This is a genomic window from Brachybacterium alimentarium, assembly GCF_002332425.1.
In the GTDB taxonomy this organism is placed as follows: Bacteria; Actinomycetota; Actinomycetes; order Actinomycetales; family Dermabacteraceae; genus Brachybacterium; species Brachybacterium alimentarium.
The window spans coordinates 84,727-103,330 of the sequence record NZ_NRGS01000001.1 but is presented as its reverse complement, the minus strand read 5'-3'; the positions used below and the strand labels follow the sequence as shown (position 1 = coordinate 103,330).

17 protein-coding genes and 1 pseudogene are annotated in these 18,604 nt (G+C 70.6%); 17 read left to right on the top strand and 1 reads right to left on the bottom strand.

Annotation, left to right across the window (positions count from 1 at the left end):
- Positions 1-166: 166 nt before the first annotated feature.
- Positions 167-262, top strand: a pseudogene (locus tag CIK71_RS00435) (metal-sulfur cluster biosynthetic enzyme); the annotation flags it as partial.
- A gap of 202 nt (positions 263-464) precedes the next feature.
- On the opposite strand, the gene ald reads toward CIK71_RS00435, so the two are convergent.
- Positions 465-1,580, bottom strand: a complete 1,116-nt coding sequence (ald, locus tag CIK71_RS00430; RefSeq protein ID WP_096163214.1) for an alanine dehydrogenase — start codon at positions 1,578-1,580, stop codon at positions 465-467.
- Positions 1,581-1,921: 341 nt separating this feature from the next.
- Between ald and CIK71_RS00425 the strand changes: the two genes are divergently transcribed.
- The 16 genes from CIK71_RS00425 (at position 1,922) to metK (ending at position 18,578) form a co-directional block, all read left to right on the top strand.
- On the top strand, positions 1,922-3,526 hold the full coding sequence (locus CIK71_RS00425; protein WP_096163213.1) for an ABC-F family ATP-binding cassette domain-containing protein: 1,605 nt from the start codon (positions 1,922-1,924) through the stop codon (positions 3,524-3,526).
- A 130-nt stretch (positions 3,527-3,656) separates the two neighbouring features.
- Positions 3,657-4,286, top strand: a complete 630-nt coding sequence (locus CIK71_RS00420; protein ID WP_096163212.1) for a MarR family transcriptional regulator — start codon at positions 3,657-3,659, stop codon at positions 4,284-4,286.
- A 74-nt stretch (positions 4,287-4,360) separates the two neighbouring features.
- Complete coding sequence (efp, locus tag CIK71_RS00415) at positions 4,361-4,921, top strand: elongation factor P (RefSeq protein WP_096163211.1); 561 nt, start codon at positions 4,361-4,363, stop codon at positions 4,919-4,921.
- Complete coding sequence (nusB, locus tag CIK71_RS00410; RefSeq protein ID WP_096163210.1) at positions 4,918-5,436, top strand: transcription antitermination factor NusB; 519 nt, start codon at positions 4,918-4,920, stop codon at positions 5,434-5,436. The genes efp and nusB overlap by 4 nt, the downstream gene beginning before the upstream one ends.
- 219 nt (positions 5,437-5,655) lie before the next feature.
- On the top strand, positions 5,656-6,270 hold the full coding sequence (pyrR, locus tag CIK71_RS00405; protein WP_096163209.1) for a bifunctional pyr operon transcriptional regulator/uracil phosphoribosyltransferase PyrR: 615 nt from the start codon (positions 5,656-5,658) through the stop codon (positions 6,268-6,270).
- Complete coding sequence (locus tag CIK71_RS00400) at positions 6,267-7,223, top strand: aspartate carbamoyltransferase catalytic subunit (protein WP_096163208.1); 957 nt, start codon at positions 6,267-6,269, stop codon at positions 7,221-7,223. The genes pyrR and CIK71_RS00400 overlap by 4 nt, the downstream gene beginning before the upstream one ends.
- The gene (locus tag CIK71_RS00395) at positions 7,220-8,554 is read left to right on the top strand and encodes a dihydroorotase (protein ID WP_096163207.1); all 1,335 of its coding nucleotides are present in this window, start codon (positions 7,220-7,222) and stop codon (positions 8,552-8,554) included. The genes CIK71_RS00400 and CIK71_RS00395 overlap by 4 nt, the downstream gene beginning before the upstream one ends.
- Positions 8,554-9,045, top strand: a complete 492-nt coding sequence (locus CIK71_RS00390; protein WP_241963870.1) for a PH-like domain-containing protein — start codon at positions 8,554-8,556, stop codon at positions 9,043-9,045. The genes CIK71_RS00395 and CIK71_RS00390 overlap by 1 nt, the downstream gene beginning before the upstream one ends.
- Positions 9,042-10,286, top strand: coding sequence for a glutamine-hydrolyzing carbamoyl-phosphate synthase small subunit (carA, locus tag CIK71_RS00385; protein ID WP_096163206.1), 1,245 nt, complete (start codon positions 9,042-9,044; stop codon positions 10,284-10,286). Before CIK71_RS00390 ends, carA begins: the two co-directional genes overlap by 4 nt.
- Positions 10,286-13,642 carry a carbamoyl-phosphate synthase large subunit gene (gene carB, locus CIK71_RS00380; protein WP_096163205.1) on the top strand — a complete coding sequence of 1,119 codons (3,357 nt, stop codon included), beginning with the start codon at positions 10,286-10,288 and terminating at the stop codon, positions 13,640-13,642. Before carA ends, carB begins: the two co-directional genes overlap by 1 nt.
- Positions 13,639-14,490, top strand: coding sequence for an orotidine-5'-phosphate decarboxylase (gene pyrF / locus CIK71_RS00375; RefSeq protein ID WP_096163204.1), 852 nt, complete (start codon positions 13,639-13,641; stop codon positions 14,488-14,490). The genes carB and pyrF overlap by 4 nt, the downstream gene beginning before the upstream one ends.
- A 214-nt stretch (positions 14,491-14,704) precedes the next feature.
- Positions 14,705-15,031, top strand: coding sequence for an integration host factor, actinobacterial type (gene mihF, locus CIK71_RS00370; RefSeq protein ID WP_096163203.1), 327 nt, complete (start codon positions 14,705-14,707; stop codon positions 15,029-15,031).
- Complete coding sequence (gene gmk / locus CIK71_RS00365) at positions 15,028-15,624, top strand: guanylate kinase (RefSeq protein ID WP_096163202.1); 597 nt, start codon at positions 15,028-15,030, stop codon at positions 15,622-15,624. Before mihF ends, gmk begins: the two co-directional genes overlap by 4 nt.
- An 83-nt stretch (positions 15,625-15,707) precedes the next feature.
- Positions 15,708-16,073 (top strand): DNA-directed RNA polymerase subunit omega, encoded by a 366-nt coding sequence (gene rpoZ, locus CIK71_RS00360; protein ID WP_096163201.1) that lies wholly within the window; start codon positions 15,708-15,710, stop codon positions 16,071-16,073.
- 25 nt (positions 16,074-16,098) lie between these two features.
- Positions 16,099-17,373 carry a bifunctional phosphopantothenoylcysteine decarboxylase/phosphopantothenate--cysteine ligase CoaBC gene (gene coaBC, locus CIK71_RS00355; RefSeq protein WP_096163200.1) on the top strand — a complete coding sequence of 425 codons (1,275 nt, stop codon included), beginning with the start codon at positions 16,099-16,101 and terminating at the stop codon, positions 17,371-17,373.
- Positions 17,370-18,578, top strand: coding sequence for a methionine adenosyltransferase (gene metK, locus CIK71_RS00350; protein WP_096163199.1), 1,209 nt, complete (start codon positions 17,370-17,372; stop codon positions 18,576-18,578). The genes coaBC and metK overlap by 4 nt, the downstream gene beginning before the upstream one ends.
- Positions 18,579-18,604 lie beyond the last annotated feature (26 nt).

The window sequence follows — 18,604 nt, the reverse complement described above, 5'->3', positions numbered from 1 at the left end:
CAATCAGCCTGGCAAAGAGGGCGAAGAGCCATATTGCCCCGGCACATCGCTGAAATTGCAGTGAAATTGTGCGTAGTTTTGTGCGTAATTTGCGCCAGCCTGGTGAGCGTGTCGCAGAGAAGCTGCAGGTCACGCCCCCGTTCTCGAGTCATTGAGTGGGCATCGGTGGGATAACAACTGGGTGTGGATGCCCCCGTGGGGCATGGAGAAGATCACCGAGGACGGCCGCGAGCAGCTGCGCGCGATCGGCTTCAACCTCTGATCGACCTCGTCGACGCTCCGCCGTTTGCGCGGGGCGATGGCCTCAGGCCGTGCACGACGACGGGCCCCGGGGCCCGTCGTCGTGCGTGTGCAGCACATGGCCGTCTGCAAAGCCGCTGGGCGGGGAGGCGCAACGGGATCGAGGGGACGGAGCAGCTCGCCTGCGCGGATGCGCGGCTGAGTTGGTGCGACCTCGCCGCCGTTCAGCCGATGACCTGCTGGGCGGGCGTCACCTCGAGTCCGTGGGCCTCGCCGGTCCCGGCGTGGGTGAGCGCACCCTCGTGGGTGTGCAGACCCTTCGCGAGCGCTTCATCGGCGCGGAGCGCGTCGCGCCAGCCGGCATCAGCGACCTTCAGCACGTAGGGGAGCGTGGCGTTGGTGAGCGCCGAGGTGGCGGTGACCGGCACCGAACCGGGCATGTTGGCGACGCAGTAGTAGACCGAGTCGTGCACGGCGAAGGTCGGGTCGTCGTGGGTCGTCGGGCGGGAGCCCTCGAAACAGCCGCCCTGGTCGATGGCGACGTCCACGAGCACAGAGCCCGGCTTCATGGTCGCGACCATCTCGTCGGTGACCAGCTTGGGTGCGCGCTTCCCGGGGACCAGGACCGAACCGACCACCACGTCGGCCTCACGGATCTGCTCGGCCAGCTCGAGGGTCGTCGAATAGCGGGTGAGGATGCCGCCGTGGTGCATCGTGGCGATCTGTCCCAAGCGGGTGACGTCGAGATCCATGACGGTGACGTTCGCGTGCAGCCCATGAGCCATCACCGCTGCCTGCTCACCGACCATGCCGCCGCCGAGGATCAGCACGTTCGCCTGGTCGGTGCCGGGGACTCCTCCCATCAGCACCCCCGATCCGCCCAGCGGGGCCATCAGGTGATACGCGGCCACCTGGGTGGCCAGCCGCCCGGCGATCATGCTCATGGGCGCGAGCAGCGGCAGAGCGCGGCTGGGCAGCTGGACGGTCTCGTAGGCGATCGACGTGACGCCGGAGGAGAGGAGCGCTTCGGTGAGGTCTGCGTCGGCGGCGAGATGCAGATAGGTCAGCAGCACCTGGCCGCGCCGCATCCGTCCGTACTCAGCGGCGAGCGGCTCCTTCACCTTGACGATCAGCTCGGCCTGCTCCCAGATCTCGTCCGCGGAATCCAGGACCCGGGCATCGGCGGCGCGATAGTCCTCGTCGCTGATGCGCGCCCTGCTCCCCGCCCCCGACTCGACCACCACGTCGTGCCCGCGCACGGCGAGCTCGTGGACCCCGGCGGCGGTCAGCCCCACGCGGTTCTCGTTGTTCTTGATCTCCTTGGGCACCCCGATGCGCATCCAGAAGCCTCCTTGCCTCGACGCTCGGCCGCCTCATGCGGCCGCTCGGGACCAGCATGTCACCGACGGACGGCCGATGGCGGGTCCACGGAGACGGAGCGGCACGTGTCGGCACGACTCGAGCCGGGGAGGGCGTCGGCGCGGGGCCGGGGAGACGAAAGCGCGCGCCGAGCAGGAGGGCTCGGAGTGTGGTTCACCGCACCGCGCGCGGAAATTCTGAGGCCGACGGGTTCGCGCGCACCTAGACTCGATCCGGCCCCTGCCCGGATCCTGTCCGGGCCGGGGTTCCCACCGCCTGCGGGCCCGTGCCCGCCCTCTCGACCCCCAAGGAGTCTGATCCTGTGATCACCGTGCACGACCTCGCCATCCGAGTCGGTGCCCGGCTGCTCATGAGTGACGTCTCCTTCCAGATCACCGCAGGGGACAGAGTGGGCCTGGTGGGCCGCAACGGCGCCGGCAAGACGACGCTGACGAAGGTCCTCTCCGGGACCCTGCAGCCGTCCGAGGGCTCTGTCGAGGTCACCGGGGAGCTGGGCTATCTCCCGCAGGACACCCACAGCGGCGAGGACGACGAGCTCGTCATCTCACGGATCCTCTCCGCCCGCGGGCTGGACGGCGTGCTGAACCGGCTGCGTCGCGCCGAGGAGGAGATGGGCGACATGAGCCTGTCCGAGGCGAAGCGGGAGAAGGCGATGGACCGTTACCCGCGCCTGGAGGCGGAGCTCGACGCCGTCGGCGGATATGCGGCGGAGTCCGAGGCCAAGCGCATGGCCGCGAACCTGGGCCTGCCCAACCGGATCCTCGAGCAGGAGCTCGGCACCCTCTCCGGCGGTCAGCGCCGTCGCGTGGAGCTGGCCCGCATTCTGTTCTCTCAGGCCTCCACGATGATCCTCGACGAACCCACCAACCACCTCGATCATGACTCGATCGTGTGGCTGCGCGACTACCTCCTGAGCTACCGCGGAGGGCTGATCATCATCAGCCATGACGTCCAGGTCACCGAGACCGTCGTGAACAAGGTGTTCTACCTCGACGCCAATCGGGCCGAGATCGACATCTACAACATGGGCTGGAAGCTGTACCAGCGCCAGCGCGACGACGATGAGAAGCGTCGCAAGCGCGAGCGCATGAACGCCGAGAAGAAGGCGTCGACGCTGACGGCCCAGGCGGAGAAGATGCGGGCGAAGGCCACCAAGGCCGTCGCCGCGCAGAACATGCTCAAGCGCGCCGAGCGGATGCTCGACGGCGTGGAGGGGGAGCGGCAGAAGGATCGCGTGGCCTCGCTGCGCTTCCCCAAGCCCGCTCCCTGCGGCAAGACCCCGCTGATGGCCAAGGACCTCTCGAAGTCCTACGGCAGCCTCGAGATCTTCACCGGGGTGGATCTCGCCATCGACCGTGGGTCGAAAGTGGTCATCCTCGGGCTGAACGGTGCGGGAAAGACCACCCTGCTGCGCATCCTCGCAGGGGTCGATGACTCAGACACCGGCGGCATCCTGCCGGGACACGGACTGCGCGTGGGCTACTACGCGCAGGAGCACGAGACCCTCGACCTCGAGCGGACCGTGCTGGAGAACATGATGACCGCGGCCTACGAGCTGCCGGAGGTCGAGGCCCGCAAGATCCTCGGCTCCTTCCTGTTCACGGGGGACGACGTCCACAAGCCCACCCGCGTGCTCTCCGGCGGGGAGAAGACGCGCCTCGCGCTCGCGACCCTCGTGGTCTCCAGCGCGAACGTGCTGCTGCTCGATGAGCCCACGAACAACCTCGACCCGGCCAGCCGTGAGGAGATCCTCGGTGCCCTCGCAGCCTTCGAGGGCGCCGTCGTGCTGGTCTCCCACGACCCCGGCGCCGTCGAGTCGCTCTCCCCGGAGCGCGTGCTGATGATGCCCGACGCCGTCGAGGACCTCTGGAACGCGGAGTACCAGGAGCTCATCGAGCTCGCCTGAGCGGTCGGACCGTCGACGGCACCGACTATCGCCGTTATTCCGCTGTACTGTGTCGCACAGCGGGAATCGGCTGATTCCTGTGCGATCGTGACGTCGGCGCCGACGCGCCGGCACGAGGTGGTGGCCGTCCATGTTCGTCCTGTCCCTGTCAGGCGCCTCCGTGCGCGCTGCCGACAGCGGTGCCGATCCCGTCCCGGCTCTGCTCGACGCGCTCGGGGGAGTGGCGCTCGCCCGACCCGCCGAGCGCACCGCCGGTCCCGAGGTGCTCGCGCTCGCGTCGCGGGCCGACGCCGCCCTCGACGCCCTGCTGCGCGCCCGGGAGGAGGGGGACTGGCAGATCGGGCTCGGCATCGGGGCCGTCCGCGCACCGCTGCCGGCCTCCGTCCGTGAGATCGACGGACCAGCGGTCGAGGCCGCGGCGGAGGCGGCGCGGTCGGCCCGACGGCAGAGGGCGTCGACCAGTGTTCCGGTGGTGGTGCGGGCGGCCGATGAGCGTCACGCGGAGACCGCACAGGACGTCGAGGCCGTGCTGTGCCTGATCGGATGGATGGTGCGGACCCGGAACCGGGGCCAGTGGCAGGCCGTCCGCGCACTCCGGGAGGACCCCGGCGCTACGCAGAGCCAGCTCGCCGAGCGCCTCGGCGTCACCCAGCAGACCGTCTCCCGGGCGGTGAAGACCAGCGGGTGGCGCGAGGAGAGCGCCGCGCATCCGCTCGCGGTCCGTCTGCTCAGCATGATCGACCTCACGTCCGCGCGCTGACGGGCTGGTCCGCCACGGACAGCGGGGCGAGGCACGCTATCCTGGGCTGGCCCCGACGACTACCGAGGAGACTCATGGCGACGACGAATGATCTGAAGAACGGGATGGTCCTCGTTCTGGACAAGCAGCTCTGGAGCGTGGTCGAGTTCCAGCACGTCAAGCCCGGCAAGGGCCCGGCGTTCGTGCGGACCAAGCTGAAGAACGTCATGTCCGGCAAGGGCGTCGACAAGACCTTCAACGCCGGCCTCAAGGTCGAGACCGCGACGGTCGACCGCCGCGACATGCAGTTCTCGTACCTCGACGGCGACATGTTCGTCTTCATGGACACGACCAACTGGGAGCAGACCAACATCACCGCCGAGATCGTCGGCGGCGCGAAGGACTTCATGCTCGAGGGCCAGGACGTGGTCGTGGCCTTCCACGAGGGCGAGCCCCTGTTCGTGGAGCTGCCCACCTCCGTGACCCTGGCGATCGAGTTCACGGAGCCGGGCCTGCAGGGCGACCGCTCCAGCGGCGGCACCAAGCCCGCGCGCCTGGCGACCGGCCGCGAGATCCAGGTGCCCCTGTTCCTGAACGAGGGCGACCAGGTCAAGGTGGACACCCGCAGCGGTGAGTACCTCGAGCGCGTGAAGTGACCGATTCCCCCGCCCCACGGGGCACCGGCCTCCCCCTTCCCACCCGGGAAGGGGCGGAGGTCGAGTTCGAGAAGACGGTCCCCGCGGCGACCGATCGCCTGCATCGGCGCTCGCGCGACCGCATCCGCGCCGTGGACGTGCTCTTCGAGGCCGACGCCAAGCGTGCAGAGGTCCTGGACGTGCTCGAGGAGCGCCTGCGGCGCACGGCCGCCCAGAGCCCGCTGCCTCCGGCGGCCCGCGACCTGGTGGAGCTGTACGCTCCCCATGCGATCGACATCGACGAGGACCTCGCCACGCACTCCCGGGACTGGCCGCTGCACCGCATGCCCGCGGTGGACCGCGCGATCCTGCGCCTGGGCAGCGCCGAGGTGCTCTACGGCTCGGACGAGTCCCCGCGCGGCGCGATCATCGGCGAGTACACGAAGATCGCCGAGGTCCTCTCGACCGACGATTCGCCCCGATTCGTCAACGGGCTCCTGCAGCGCCTGGCCGACGTGCGAGGCCTGCTGTCCTGACCGCCCGGGTGAAGCTGCACCCGATCGTCTCGACCTCTCCCACCACCGGCCCCCGCGGCGCGTGAACCGGCGCGGGAGCGGGACGGCACCGGACCCCCGTCCCGAAGGGCGGGCACCGACACAGCACCGCACGACGGCCGAGTAGGATCGGCTGCGCTCGGAGACGAGCATCCATACCCTTTAACGACACGTCCTGTGAGGCGTGGAAGGGAGATACCCATGCATGACGCACCTCCTTCAGCAGGAGCAGATCCGGGCGACACCGCCGCGGAGACCTCACGCGTTCTCGGCGCGGAGGAGATCCGTCGGGCCCTGACCCGGATCGCCCACGAGATCCTCGAGAGCGGCCACGGTGCCGATGACCTCGTCCTGCTCGGTATCCCGCACCGCGGGGTCCCGCTGGCCGAACGCCTCGCGATCCAGATCGCCCGGGCCGAGGGCGATGACCGCCCGCTGGACCAGCTCGCCGGCTCGCTGGACATCACGATGTACCGCGACGACCTCCGGCACAATCCGACCCGGGCCCCGAGCCCCACGCGCATCCCCCGTGACGGCATCGACGGCCGCACCGTGGTGCTCGTCGACGACGTCCTCTATTCGGGCCGCACCATCCGTGCCGCTCTCGACGCGCTCGGCGCGATCGGGCGCCCCGCCGCGGTGCGGCTGGCGGTGCTGGTGGACCGCGGTCATCGGCAGCTGCCGATCCGGGCCGACCACGTGGGCAAGAACCTCCCCACCTCGCGCAGCGAGCGGGTGCACGTCCAGCTGATGGAGACCGACGGTGCGGATGCGGTCGACATCGTCCGTCCCACGGCAGGGGAGGACCGAGCATGAGGCACTTCATCTCGATCGCCGACCTCGACCGTGAGGAGGCCATCGCCGTCCTCGCGACCGCCGAGCACATGGCCGAGACCCAGTCCCGCTCGATCCGCAAGCTGCCCACCCTCGTGGGCACGACCGTCGTGAACCTCTTCTTCGAGGACTCCACTCGCACGCGGATCAGCTTCGAGGCGGCGGCCAAGCGGCTCTCGGCCGATGTCATCAACTTCTCCGCCAAGGGGTCGAGCGTCTCCAAGGGGGAGTCGCTCAAGGACACCGCGCTGACGCTCCAGGCCATGGGCGCCGACGCCGTGGTGGTGCGCTCCGGATCCTCCGGCGCCGCCCACCTGCTGGCCCATGCCGGCTGGATCGACCAGCCGATCGTGAACGCCGGGGACGGCGCCCACGAGCACCCCACCCAGGCGATGCTGGACGCCTTCACCCTGCGCCGGCATCTGCGCCCTGGCGACCTGACCGCCGGGCTCGACGGACTCCACGTCGTCATCGTCGGGGACGTCCTGCACTCGCGGGTGGCGCGCTCCAACGTGCTGCTGCTGACGCTGCTCGGCGCACGCGTCACCCTGGTCGCCCCGCCGGCCCTGGTGCCCGTGGGCGCCGCGGCATGGCCCTGCCGGATCACGTACGACCTCGACGAGGCCCTCGCCACCGGGCCCGACGCGGTCATGATGCTGCGCGTCCAGAGAGAGCGCATGGTCGGGGGAGGGTTCTTCCCCACGGCCGGGGAGTACTCGCGTCGCTACGGGCTCACCACCGCTCGGGCCGCGGCCCTGCCCGACCACGCGATCGTCCTGCACCCCGGCCCCATGAACCGCGGGTTCGAGATCGCCGGGGACGTCGCCGACTCCCCGCGCAGCGTCATCGTCGAGCAGGTCGCCTCCGGCGTGTTCGTGCGGATGGCCGTCCTCTACCACCTGCTCGCCACCGATTCCCGGGAGGGCCTCCGATGACCGCTGACCAGACCGCACCGCCGCTGGCGACCGATCACGCGCCGCTCCTGATCCGGGGCGGGCGCCCCTACGGCGAGGACGTCCAGGACGTCCTGGTCGTCAAGGGCCGCATCGAGGCCGTCGGCACGTCCCTCGAGGCCCCCGCCGAGGCCGAGATCGTGGACGCCGACGGCTGCATCGTGCTGCCCGGACTCGTGGACCTCCACACCCATCTGCGCGAGCCCGGAGGCGAGGAGGCGGAGACCATCGAGTCCGGCACCCGTGCCGCGGCCCGCGGCGGCTTCACCGCCGTGCACGCCATGGCCAACACCACGCCGGTCGCCGACACCGCCGGCGTCGTCGAACAGGTGGCGCGCCGCGGCGAGACCTCCGGCTGGTGCTCCGTGCGCCCCGTCGGCGCGGTGACGGTGGGCCTGGCCGGCGAGCGGCTCGCCGAGCTCGATGCGATGGCGAACTCGCGAGCGAAGGTCCGTGTGTTCAGCGACGACGGCAAGTGCGTGCACGACCCGGTGCTGATGCGCCGGGCGCTGGAGTACGTGAAGTCGTTCGACGGCGTCATCGCCCAGCACGCCCAGGACCCTCGCCTGACGGAGGGCGCCCAGATGCACGAGGGCGTCGTCTCCGCGGAGCTCGGCCTCGCCGGCTGGCCTGCGGTCGCCGAGGAGTCGATCATCGCCCGTGACGTGCTGCTCGCGCAGCACGTCGGGTCTCGCCTGCACGTCTGCCACCTCTCCACCGCAGGGAGCGTCGACATCGTGCGCTGGGCCAAGCAGCGCGGCATCGCTGTCACGGCCGAGGTCACCCCGCACCATCTGCTGCTGACCGACGAGAACGTCCGCGACTTCGACGCCGTGTACAAGGTGAACCCGCCGCTGCGCACCGCCGCGGACGTCGAGGCCGTGCGCGAGGGTCTCGCCGACGGCACCATCGACATCGTCGCCACGGATCACGCTCCGCACCCCCGTGACGCGAAGGACCGCGAGTGGGATCAGGCCGCGATGGGCATGACCGGGCTGGAGACCGCCCTCGCGCTGGTGCAGCGCACGATGGTCGACGAAGGCCGTCTCAGCTGGCGCGAGGTCGCCAGGGTGCTCTCCGAGAGACCCGCCGAGATCGGCCGCGACGAGGACCAGGGGCAGCAGCTCGCCGCCGGGGCCCCGGCTCACGTGCTGGTCTGGGACCCGCGTCCGGTCCGGACCACCGACCCGGCGGAGCACTCCTCCCGCGGCCGCAACTCCCCGTTCGCCGGACTCGAGCTGCCGGGCCTGAACCGGCTGACGCTCCTCGGGGGGCGGCCCACGGTGCGCGACGGCGCCGTGGTGGAGCACTGATGGCCGAGCTCGGACCGGTTCTCGCGCTGGTCGCGCTCTTCCTGCTGGTGCTCGCCCTCATGGCCTGGGGATGGCGACGGCGAGGGCGCTCCCAGCAGCACCTGCCCGCACCGACGACCGCCGCGCTCGAGGAGCTCGGCGAGACCACGACGATCGGTCCGCTCCAGGCCGTCTACGTGAGCACCGTGCTCGCGCAGCAGCCGCTCGAACGGGTCGTCGCCCACACGCTGGGGCAGCGGGCCTCCGCCCGAGTCAGCATTGGGTCCGCCGGCACCTGGCACATCCTGCGCGAGGGCGCTCGTCCCCTGACCATCCCCGCCGATGCAGTCTCCGAGATCACCGCCGGGCCCGGAATGGCCGGGAAGTTCGTGGGCGGCGACGGCATCCTCATCCTCCGCTGGCGCCTCGGCGACCAGCTCCTCGACACCGGTCTGCGCCTCGCACGGCGTGAGGACCACGATCTGCTGCTCTCCCGGAAGGAGCACCCATGACAGCCTCTGCCCCGCACCAGGCGTCCACGTCCACTCGTCCGCCCTCCCGTGCCCGGCGCGACCCCGCGCTGCTGGTCCTCGAGGACGGCACCGTCCTGCGCGGCAGCGCGTACGGAGCCCGCGGCGCGCGACGCGGAGAAGTCGTCTTCACCACTGGGATGACCGGTTACCAGGAGACGCTCTCGGACCCGTCGTACGCCGGCCAGATCGTCGTGCAGACCGCGCCGCACATCGGCAACACCGGCGCCAACGCCGAGGACATGGAGTCCCGGAAGGTCTGGGTGCGCGGCTACGCGGTGCGCGACGCCAGCCGCATCACCTCCAGCTGGCGCTCCGAGCAGTCCCTGGACGAGCTCCTGCTCAGCAGTGAGGTGGTCGGCATCTCCGACATCGACACCCGCATGCTCACCCGGCACCTGCGCGATGCCGGCTCGATGCGCGGCGGGATCTTCTCCGGAGATGCGCTGGAGGCCACCGAGGCGGACCTCGTGTCCCTGGTGCGTGAGCAGCCCACTATGAGCGGATCCAGCTTCGTCGAGGAGGTGACCATCGCCCAGCCGGTCGTGCTCGAGCCCGAGGGCGAGGCCGTCGGGACCGTCGCCGCCGTCGACCTCGGCATCAAGGGGGCGTCCCCGCGCAGCATGCTCTCGCGCGGTCTGCGGGTCCACCTGCTGCCGGCCACCTCCACGCTGGAGGAGTTGCTGGCCGTCGAGCCCGACGCCGTCTTCTTCTCCAACGGCCCGGGCGACCCCGCCGCCGCCGACGACCAGGTCGAGCTGCTGCGCGGCGTCCTGGACGCGGACCTGCCGTTCTTCGGGATCTGCTTCGGCAACCAGCTGCTGGGCCGGGCCCTCGGGTTCGACACCTACAAGCTGAAGTTCGGCCACCGCGGCATCAACCAGCCCGTGATGGACCGCGAGACCGGCAAGGTCGAGATCACTGCCCACAACCACGGCTTCGCGCTCGACGTCCCTCTGGACGGCGAGCACACCGCGCCGCACGACGGCGGCCGCTACGGCCGTGTCACGGTCACCCACGTCGGCCTGAACGACGACGTGGTCGAGGGCATCCGCTGCCTCGACCGTCCCGCCTACTCCGTCCAGTACCACCCCGAGGCCGCCGGCGGACCGCACGACGCCTCCTACCTCTTCGATCGTCTCGTGGACCTGGTGAGGGAGCGCCGCAGCGGATCCGCTGCACCCGCCTCCTCCACCCTCCCGTCCTCGCAGAAGGAGTCCTGATGCCCCGTCGTCCCGACATCTCCTCCGTCCTCGTCATCGGCTCCGGGCCGATCGTCATCGGCCAGGCCGCGGAGTTCGACTACTCCGGCACCCAGGCCTGCCGGGTGCTTCGCGAGGAGGGCCTGCGCGTCATCCTCGTGAACTCGAACCCGGCGACGATCATGACCGATCCGGACATCGCCGATGCCACCTACATCGAGCCGATCGACCCGGACATCCTCCGCTCGATCATCGCCGCGGAGCGTCCCGACGCGCTGCTGCCGACCCTGGGCGGCCAGACCGCCCTGAACGCCGCGATCGCCCTCTCCGGGAACGGCACGCTCGAGGAGTTCGGCGTCGAGATGATCGGTGCGAGCCTCGAGGCGATCAACAAGGCCGAGGATCGCCAGCTGTTCAAGGAGGTCGTGGACCGCGTGGGCGGCGAATCGGCCCGCTCGAAGATCTGCCACACCATGGACGACCTGCTCCAAGGTGCCGAGGAGCTCGGCTACCCGATGGTCGTGCGCCCCAGCTTCACCATGGGCGGGCTCGGCTCCGGCATGGCCTACGACGAGCAGGACCTGCGCCGCATCGGAGGCGACGGCCTCCACTACTCGCCGACCACCGAGGTGCTCCTGGAGGAGTCGATCCTGGGCTGGAAGGAGTTCGAGCTCGAACTGATGCGCGACCGCAACGACAACTGCGTGGTCGTCTGCTCGATCGAGAACGTCGATGCCGTCGGCGTCCACACCGGCGACTCGGTCACCGTCGCACCGGCGCTCACCCTCACCGACGTCGAGATGCAGAAGATGCGCGACCTCGGCATCGGCATCATCCGCGAGGTGGGGGTCGATACCGGCGGCTGCAACGTGCAGTTCGCGACGCACCCCGAGACGGGCCGCATCGTCGTGATCGAGATGAATCCGCGCGTCTCCCGCTCCTCGGCGCTGGCCTCCAAGGCCACCGGCTTCCCGATCGCGAAGATCGCTGCGCGGCTGGCCATCGGCTATTCGCTCGACGAGATCCGCAACGACATCACCGGCACCACCCCGGCCAGCTTCGAGCCCGCGCTCGACTACGTCGTCGTGAAGGTGCCGCGCTTCGCCTTCGAGAAGTTCCCGGCGGCGGATCCGACCCTCACCACCACCATGAAGAGCGTCGGCGAGGCGATGGCCATGGGCCGCAACTTCACCGAGGCCCTCGGCAAGGCCCAGCGCTCCCTGGACATCAAGGGAGCTGCCCCGACCTACGAGGGCACCCCGCCGACCGCCACCGAGATCACCGAGCTGCTGGACGAGGTGCGCACCCCGACCGACTCCCGCCTGGTGACGATCTCCCGCATCCTGTGGGCCGCCGCCGAGGGCGTCGTGGACCCCGCGGAGACTCTCGACCGTCTGGTGGAGGCCACCTGGATCGACCGCTGGTTCCTGGACCAGATGCTGATGGTCGCGGAGATCGCTGCCGAGATCCGCACCTCCGAGGTGCTGGACGGAGAGCTGCTCGCGCTGGCCAAGCGCCATGGGCTCTCCGACGACCAGATCGGCCGCCTGCGCGGTCAGCACGGCGACGTCGTCAAGGGCGTCCGTGAGGCGCTGGGCATCAACCCGGTGTTCAAGACGGTCGACACCTGCGCGGCAGAATTCGTGTCGCGGACCCCGTATCACTACTCGACCTACGACCAGGAGACCGAGGTCGAGCCGCGCGAGCGCCCGGCCATCCTGATCCTCGGCTCCGGCCCCAACCGCATCGGCCAGGGCATCGAGTTCGACTACTCGTGCGTGCATGCGGCGCTCGCGCTCGGCGATCGGGACCTCCCCGGCGGCGGCTACGAGACCGTGATGATCAACTGCAACCCCGAGACGGTCTCGACCGACTACGACATCGCGGATCGGCTCTACTTCGAGCCCCTCACCTTCGAGGACGTCGTCGAGGTGTACGAGGCGGAGAAGGCCGCCGGTCCCGTGGCCGGCATCATCGTCCAGCTCGGCGGCCAGACCCCGTTGTCGCTCGCCCGCCGCCTCGAGGAGGCCGGCCTGCCGATCATCGGCACCAGCCCCTCGGCGATCGATCTCGCCGAGGACCGCGGCCACTTCGGTGCGGTGCTCGCCGACGCCGATCTCCCCGCCCCGCCCTACGGCACCGCCTGGGGCCTCGCGGACGCGACGGAGGTCGCCGCGAGCGTCGGCTACCCGGTGCTCGTGCGTCCGAGCTACGTGCTCGGCGGACGCGGCATGGAGATCGTCTACGACCAGGACGGTCTGGTCGACTACGTGAGCCGCAACCTGCCCGACGGCGGCCGCGCCGAGGCGCCCATCCTCATCGACCGCTTCCTGGACACCGCGATCGAGATCGACGTGGACGCCCTGTACGACGGGACGGACCTCTACCTCGGCGGCGTCATGGAGCACATCGAGGAGGCGGGCATCCACTCCGGTGACTCCGCGTGCACCCTGCCGCCGGTCACCCTCTCGGACGCGGTCATGGACCGTATCCGCACCTCCACCCTCGGGATCGCCGCGGGCGTGGGCGTGCGTGGGCTCCTCAACGTCCAGTACGCGCTCTCCCAGGGCACCCTGTACGTCCTCGAGGCCAACCCGCGCGCCTCGCGCACGGTGCCCTTCGTGGCCAAGGCCACCGGGGTGCCTCTCGCCCGGGCGGCAGCCCGCCTGATGGCGGGGGAGACCATCGCCGAGCTGCGGGAGCGCGGCGTGCTGCCCGACCAGGGCGACGGCGCGGACCTGCCCGATGATTCCCCGATCGCCGTGAAGGAGGCGGTGCTCCCGTTCAAGCGCTTCCGCACTCGCGAGGGGCGCGCCGTGGACTCGGTGCTCGGTCCTGAGATGCGCTCGACCGGAGAGGTCATGGGCCTGGACGCGACCTTCCCGCTCGCCTTCGCCAAGTCCCAGCTGGCGATCTCCGGCCAGGGCCTGCCGCTCAGCGGCGCGGTCTTCGTCTCGGTCGCCGACCGCGACAAGCGCGCGGTCGTGCTGCCGGCTGCCCGTCTGGCCGCGCTCGGCTTCGACGTCCTCACCACCGCCGGCACCGGCCGCGTGCTGCGCCGCAGCGGGATCCCCTGCACGGTGCTGCGCAAGGCCTCCGAGGCCGACGGCGAGGGGGCCAGCGTGATCGACCTGATCGAGTCCGGGGACATCGACCTGGTGCTCAACACCCCGTCGGGCTCGAACGCCCGGGCCGACGGCTACGCGATCCGCGCCGCCGCGACCAGCATGGACGTGCCGATGATCACGACCCTGCAGGAGTTCCAGGCCGCGGTGCAGGCGATCGAGGCACGCCCGGTCGAGCCCTTCGAGGTGGGCAGCCTGCAGGAGCACACCCGTCGCCTGGTGGAGGCCCGCGCGGCCGCCGTGACGGCATGAGCGGCAGCACGGCGGCACGTCCGTTCGGCAGCCGGCTGCGGCAGGCGGTCGAGACGAACGGACGTCTCCTCGCCGGCATCGACCCCCACGCCTCTCTGCTGGAGGCGTGGGGCCTGCCGGACACCCCTGCCGGGATCGCGGAGTTCTCCCGCATCGCCCTGGACGCGGTCGCGGGGCAGGTCGCGGCGATCAAGCCGCAGTCGGCCTTCTTCGAACGGCACGGCTCGGCAGGGGTCGCCGTCCTCGAGCAGCTTCTGGGCGAGGCCCGGGAGCGCGGAGTGCTGAGCATCCTGGACGTCAAGCGCGGGGACATCGGCTCGACCATGGAGGCGTACGCCCACGCGCATCTGCGCCCGGGAGCCCCGCTCGAGGCCGATGCGATCACCGTGAGCCCGTTTCTGGGGACAGGTTCGCTGGACCCGGCGGCCCGGCTCGCGCTCGCCCACGGCAAGGGGCTCTTCGTCCTCGCCCTCACCTCGAATCCCGACGGACCCCAGGTCCAGCACGCTCTGACGGCTTCTGACACGCCGGTGGCTCTCGAGATCGCGCGACACGCCGAACTGATCGGCGCGGGCGCATCGGGGGAGTGGGGGAGCGTCGGCCTCGTCGTCGGGGCGACGGTTGGCGACGCCTACCGGCGGCTCGGGCTGGATCGCGCGGCACCATCGGTCCCGCTGCTCGCACCGGGCTTCGGAGCCCAGGGCGCAGGACCTGCCGACATGGCCGAGGTGTTCGGAGAAAGTGCAGGTCACGTGCTGGTCTCTCTCTCCCGTGGGCTGCTGTCCGCCGGTCCCGATCCGGACCGCCTGCGCGCCCACGTCGAGCAGCTGCGCAGGCAGTACGCCTGAGTGCGGACAGGGTCGACGGGGCTCTCGACGAGCGTCCGCGAGACCGGGGAACCGGGGTGCCACGGGACGCTCGTGGCACCCCGGATCTGCACCGGACCTGCGCTTCAGCGTGTCAGAAGTGCCCTTCGCCACGATATTGGGGTTACGCTCTTCCCACACGCGGGATCCTTCCGGATCCCGCCCGTCTCCAGCAAGAGAAGATGAGGTAAGAACAGTGGCTCTCCCTCCCCTCACCCCTGAGCAGCGGGCCGACGCCCTGAAGAAGGCCGCCGAGGCTCGACGTGAGCGCGCGGCCATCAAGGCTCGGCTCAAGGACAGCGCCGGTCACCGCGGCGAGGAGATCAAGAAGGTCCTCACCGAGGCCGAGACCAACGAGATCGTCGGTCGCCTGCGGGTCGCGGCCCTGCTCGAGGCTCTCCCGGGCGTCGGCAAGGTCAAGGCCCAGCAGATCATGGAGGAGATCGGCATCTCCCCGTCCCGCAAGATCCGGGGCCTCGGCTCCCATCAGGCGGAGAAGCTCGTCGCCCACTTCTCCGAGTGACCGCTTCCGTCGGGGCCGGTGCCGCAGCGGCACCGGCCCCAGTGACGGTCCTGGCCGGCCCCACAGCGGTCGGCAAGGGCACGGTCTCCGCGGCGATCCGGGCGCGATATCCCGAGATCTGGCTGTCCGTGTCGGCGACGACCCGGGCTGCGCGGCCCGGTGAGGTCGACGGGGTGCACTACCGCTTCGTGAGCGAGGAGGCGTTCAGCCGCCTGCTCGAGGACGGGCAGATGCTCGAATGGGCGATCGTGCACGGCCGCAACAAGTACGGCACGCCGCGCGGTCCCGTCGAGGAGAAGGTCGCCGAGGGCCGCCCCGTGCTCCTCGAGATCGACCTCGCCGGTGCCCGGCAGGTCCGCGATTCGATGCCCGAGGCGCGGTTCGTCTTCCTCGCTCCGCCAGACTGGGACACCCTGGTGGACCGGCTCGTGGGCCGGGGCACCGAGGACGCCGAGGAGCGCGAGCGGCGCCTGGAGACCGCGAAGGTCGAGCTCGCGGCGGAGAGCGAGTTCGACGTCACGATCGTCAACGACTCGGTGGACCGCGCAGCCGACGAGCTCGCCGGGCTCCTCGGGGTGCGCGACCTCACCTGACCTGTGCACCCGGCTCCTGGCCCTTTGCTATGCAGAGGGAGTATCCTGGAGCGTCGCACGCCGAAACTCACGAAGGGACATCCGTGGCCGGAACAGTCGCTCAGCCCGAAGGCATCACGAACCCCCCGATCGATCGTCTCCTCGAGACCGTCGACTCGAAGTACGCCCTGGTGCTCTACGGATCCCAGCGCGCCCGTCAGATCAACGCCTACTACTCGCAGCTCTCCGAGGGCCTGCTGGAGTTCGTCGGCCCCCTGGTGGACGTCGACAACCAGGAGAAGCCGCTGTCGATCGCGCTGCGCGAGATCGACGAGGGCCTGCTGACCGTGCGTGAGATCGATGAGGCGGAGTACGCCGCGCAGAACGAGCCCGATCCGGACGCCCCGGCGCCCCTCAAGCTCGGTGACGACGCGCCCGAGGTCCCCCCGACCTCGGACTTCTCCTTCTGATCCCTCACCGCCACCGGGAGGCCCGATGAGTCCCTCGCAGCGCACCCTCGACGGTGCCCGCGTCCTGGTCGGCGTCGGTGGCGGGATCGCCGCCTACAAGACCGCGCACCTGGTGCGCGGTCTTGTCGGTGAAGGGGCCGATGTCCGCGTCGTGCCCACCGCCTCCTCGTTGCACTTCGTGGGGGCCGCCACCTGGGAGGCCCTCAGCGGGCACCCGGTCCTGACCTCCGTCTTCGAGGACGTCGACGAGGTCGCGCATGTGCGTTTCGGCCAGGAGGCCGACCTCGTCGTGATCGCCCCGGCCACCGCCGATCTGCTCGCACGGATGCGCAGCGGACGCGCCGACGACATGCTCACCGCCTCCGTGCTCGTCACCCGCGCACCCGTGGTGGTCGCTCCCGCGATGCACACCGAGATGTGGGAGCACCCCTCGACCCGGGAGAACGTCAGCGTGCTCCGTGAGCGGGGGACCCTCGTCATCGACCCGGCCGTCGGCCGTCTCACCGGCCCCGACTCCGGTCCCGGGCGTCTTCCCGAACCCGACGCCCTGCTCGACGCCGCTCGCGCGGCGATCGCTGCGCCCCGCGATGAGCGCGGCGCCGTGCGGCGGGACCTCGCCGGTCGCGAGCTGCTCATCACCGCGGGCGGTACCCGTGAGGACCTCGATCCCGTCCGGTTCCTCGCCAACCACTCCTCGGGTCGCCAGGGCTGGGCCCTCGCCCATGCCGCCCTGGTGCGCGGCGCGCGCGTCCGTCTCCTCGCGGCCAACGTGGAGCTCGAGACGCCTCCGGGCGCCGAGCGGATCGATCTGGGCAGCGCCGCCGAGCTCGCCGACGCCGTCGCGACGCACCGCAGCAGGGTCGACGCCCTGGTGATGGCGGCGGCCGTGGCGGACTTCACAGCCGCCGATCGCGCCCAGGACAAGATCAAGAAGGACGACGGCGATGACGACTCCGTGCCGTCGCTCGCCCTGCGCCGCACCCAGGACATCCTGCGTCACAGCGTGCTCGATCGCGCCGACGCCGAATACCCCGTGATCGTGGGCTTCGCGGCCGAGACCGGCGGGAATGCCGCCTCGGCCCTGGACCTGGCCCGGGCGAAAGCACACCGAAAGGGTGCTGACCTGCTGGTCTTCAACGATGTCTCGGGCGAGGTCTTCGGCTCCGCGAGCAACTCCGTGCACATCCTGGATCAGACCGGGGAGGAGCTCGCCGCATCCGCCGGGAGCAAGACCGCCGTCGCCCACGTGGTGCTCGACGAACTCGCCCGTCGGCTGCCGGAAGTACCCTGGTCCGCATGACGTCCAGCGAGCTGCGCACCTTCACCTCAGAGTCGGTCACCGAGGGGCATCCGGACAAGATCTGCGACCAGATCTCCGATGCGATCCTCGATGACCTGCTGTCCCAGGACACCGGCGCCCGCGTCGCCGTCGAGACCATGGTGACCACCGGTCTCGTCCACGTCGCCGGCGAGGTCCGCACCTCGGGCTACAGCGACGTCGCGACGATCGTGCGCGATGTGATCCGAGACATCGGCTACGACTCCTCCGAGAAGGGCTTCGACGCGGACTCCTGCGGCATCGAGGTCTCCATCGGCGCCCAGTCCCCGGACATCGCACAGGGCGTCGACACGTCGTTCGAGACCCGGGGCGATGACACCGCCGAGGCCTTCGCCCGGCTCGGCGCCGGAGACCAGGGGCTCATGTTCGGCTACGCCTGCCACGACACCCCGGAGCTCATGCCCCTGCCGATCCATGCGGCCCACCGCCTCACCGCGAACCTCTCGGCCGCGCGCCGCGACGAGGTGCTCCCGTACCTGCGGCCCGACGGCAAGACCCAGGTGTCGATCGGCTATGACGAGGACGGTGTGGCACGCAGCGTCGAGGCCGTCGTCGTCTCCACGCAGCACAGCGAGGACGTCGATCTGACCAGCCAGCTCGCGCCAGCGATCCAGAAGGTCGTCATCAACCCCGTGCTCGAGGACCTCGACGCCCTGGGCCTGGACACCTCCGCGGTCGTCACGCACATCAACCCCTCGGGCCGCTTCGTGCTCGGCGGGCCCAAGGGCGATGCCGGCCTGACGGGACGCAAGATCATCGTCGACACCTACGGCGGCATGGCCCGCCACGGGGGCGGTGCCTTCTCCGGCAAGGACCCCTCGAAGGTGGATCGTTCGGGCGCCTATGCGATGCGCTGGGTGGCCAAGAACATCGTCGCCGCGGGTCTCGCGGACCGTTGCGAGGTGCAGGTCGCCTACGCGATCGGCGTCGCCGAGCCCGTCGGCCTGTACGTCGAGACCTTCGGCACCGGCCATCGCCCGGCGCACCAGATCGCGGCCGCCGTCCGCAAGGTGTTCGACCTGCGCCCGGCCGCGCTCATCGACTCGCTCGACCTGCTGCGCCCGATCTACTCCCTGACCTCCGTGCACGGCCACTTCGGCCGCGAGCTGCCCGAGTTCACCTGGGAGCGCACCGACCGTGCCGAGGAGCTGGAGCGCGCGCTGTGACGGCGCTCGCTCCGATCGGGTCCCGC

Excerpts from the sequence above, each read along its gene's own strand:
- CIK71_RS00420 (WP_096163212.1), top strand. The coding sequence starts at position 3,657 with ATGTTCGTCCTGTCCCTGTCAGGCGCCTCCGTGCGCGCTGCCGACAGC.
- carB (WP_096163205.1), top strand. The coding sequence starts at position 10,286 with ATGCCCCGTCGTCCCGACATCTCCTCCGTCCTCGTCATCGGCTCCGGG.
- coaBC (WP_096163200.1), top strand. The coding sequence starts at position 16,099 with ATGAGTCCCTCGCAGCGCACCCTCGACGGTGCCCGCGTCCTGGTCGGC.
- CIK71_RS00390 (WP_241963870.1), top strand. The coding sequence starts at position 8,554 with ATGGCCGAGCTCGGACCGGTTCTCGCGCTGGTCGCGCTCTTCCTGCTG.
- metK (WP_096163199.1), top strand. The coding sequence starts at position 17,370 with ATGACGTCCAGCGAGCTGCGCACCTTCACCTCAGAGTCGGTCACCGAG.
- CIK71_RS00400 (WP_096163208.1), top strand. The coding sequence starts at position 6,267 with ATGAGGCACTTCATCTCGATCGCCGACCTCGACCGTGAGGAGGCCATC.
- ald (WP_096163214.1), bottom strand. The coding sequence starts at position 1,580 with ATGCGCATCGGGGTGCCCAAGGAGATCAAGAACAACGAGAACCGCGTG.
- pyrF (WP_096163204.1), top strand. The coding sequence starts at position 13,639 with ATGAGCGGCAGCACGGCGGCACGTCCGTTCGGCAGCCGGCTGCGGCAG.
- efp (WP_096163211.1), top strand. The coding sequence starts at position 4,361 with ATGGCGACGACGAATGATCTGAAGAACGGGATGGTCCTCGTTCTGGAC.
- CIK71_RS00395 (WP_096163207.1), top strand. The coding sequence starts at position 7,220 with ATGACCGCTGACCAGACCGCACCGCCGCTGGCGACCGATCACGCGCCG.
- carA (WP_096163206.1), top strand. The coding sequence starts at position 9,042 with ATGACAGCCTCTGCCCCGCACCAGGCGTCCACGTCCACTCGTCCGCCC.
- pyrR (WP_096163209.1), top strand. The coding sequence starts at position 5,656 with ATGCATGACGCACCTCCTTCAGCAGGAGCAGATCCGGGCGACACCGCC.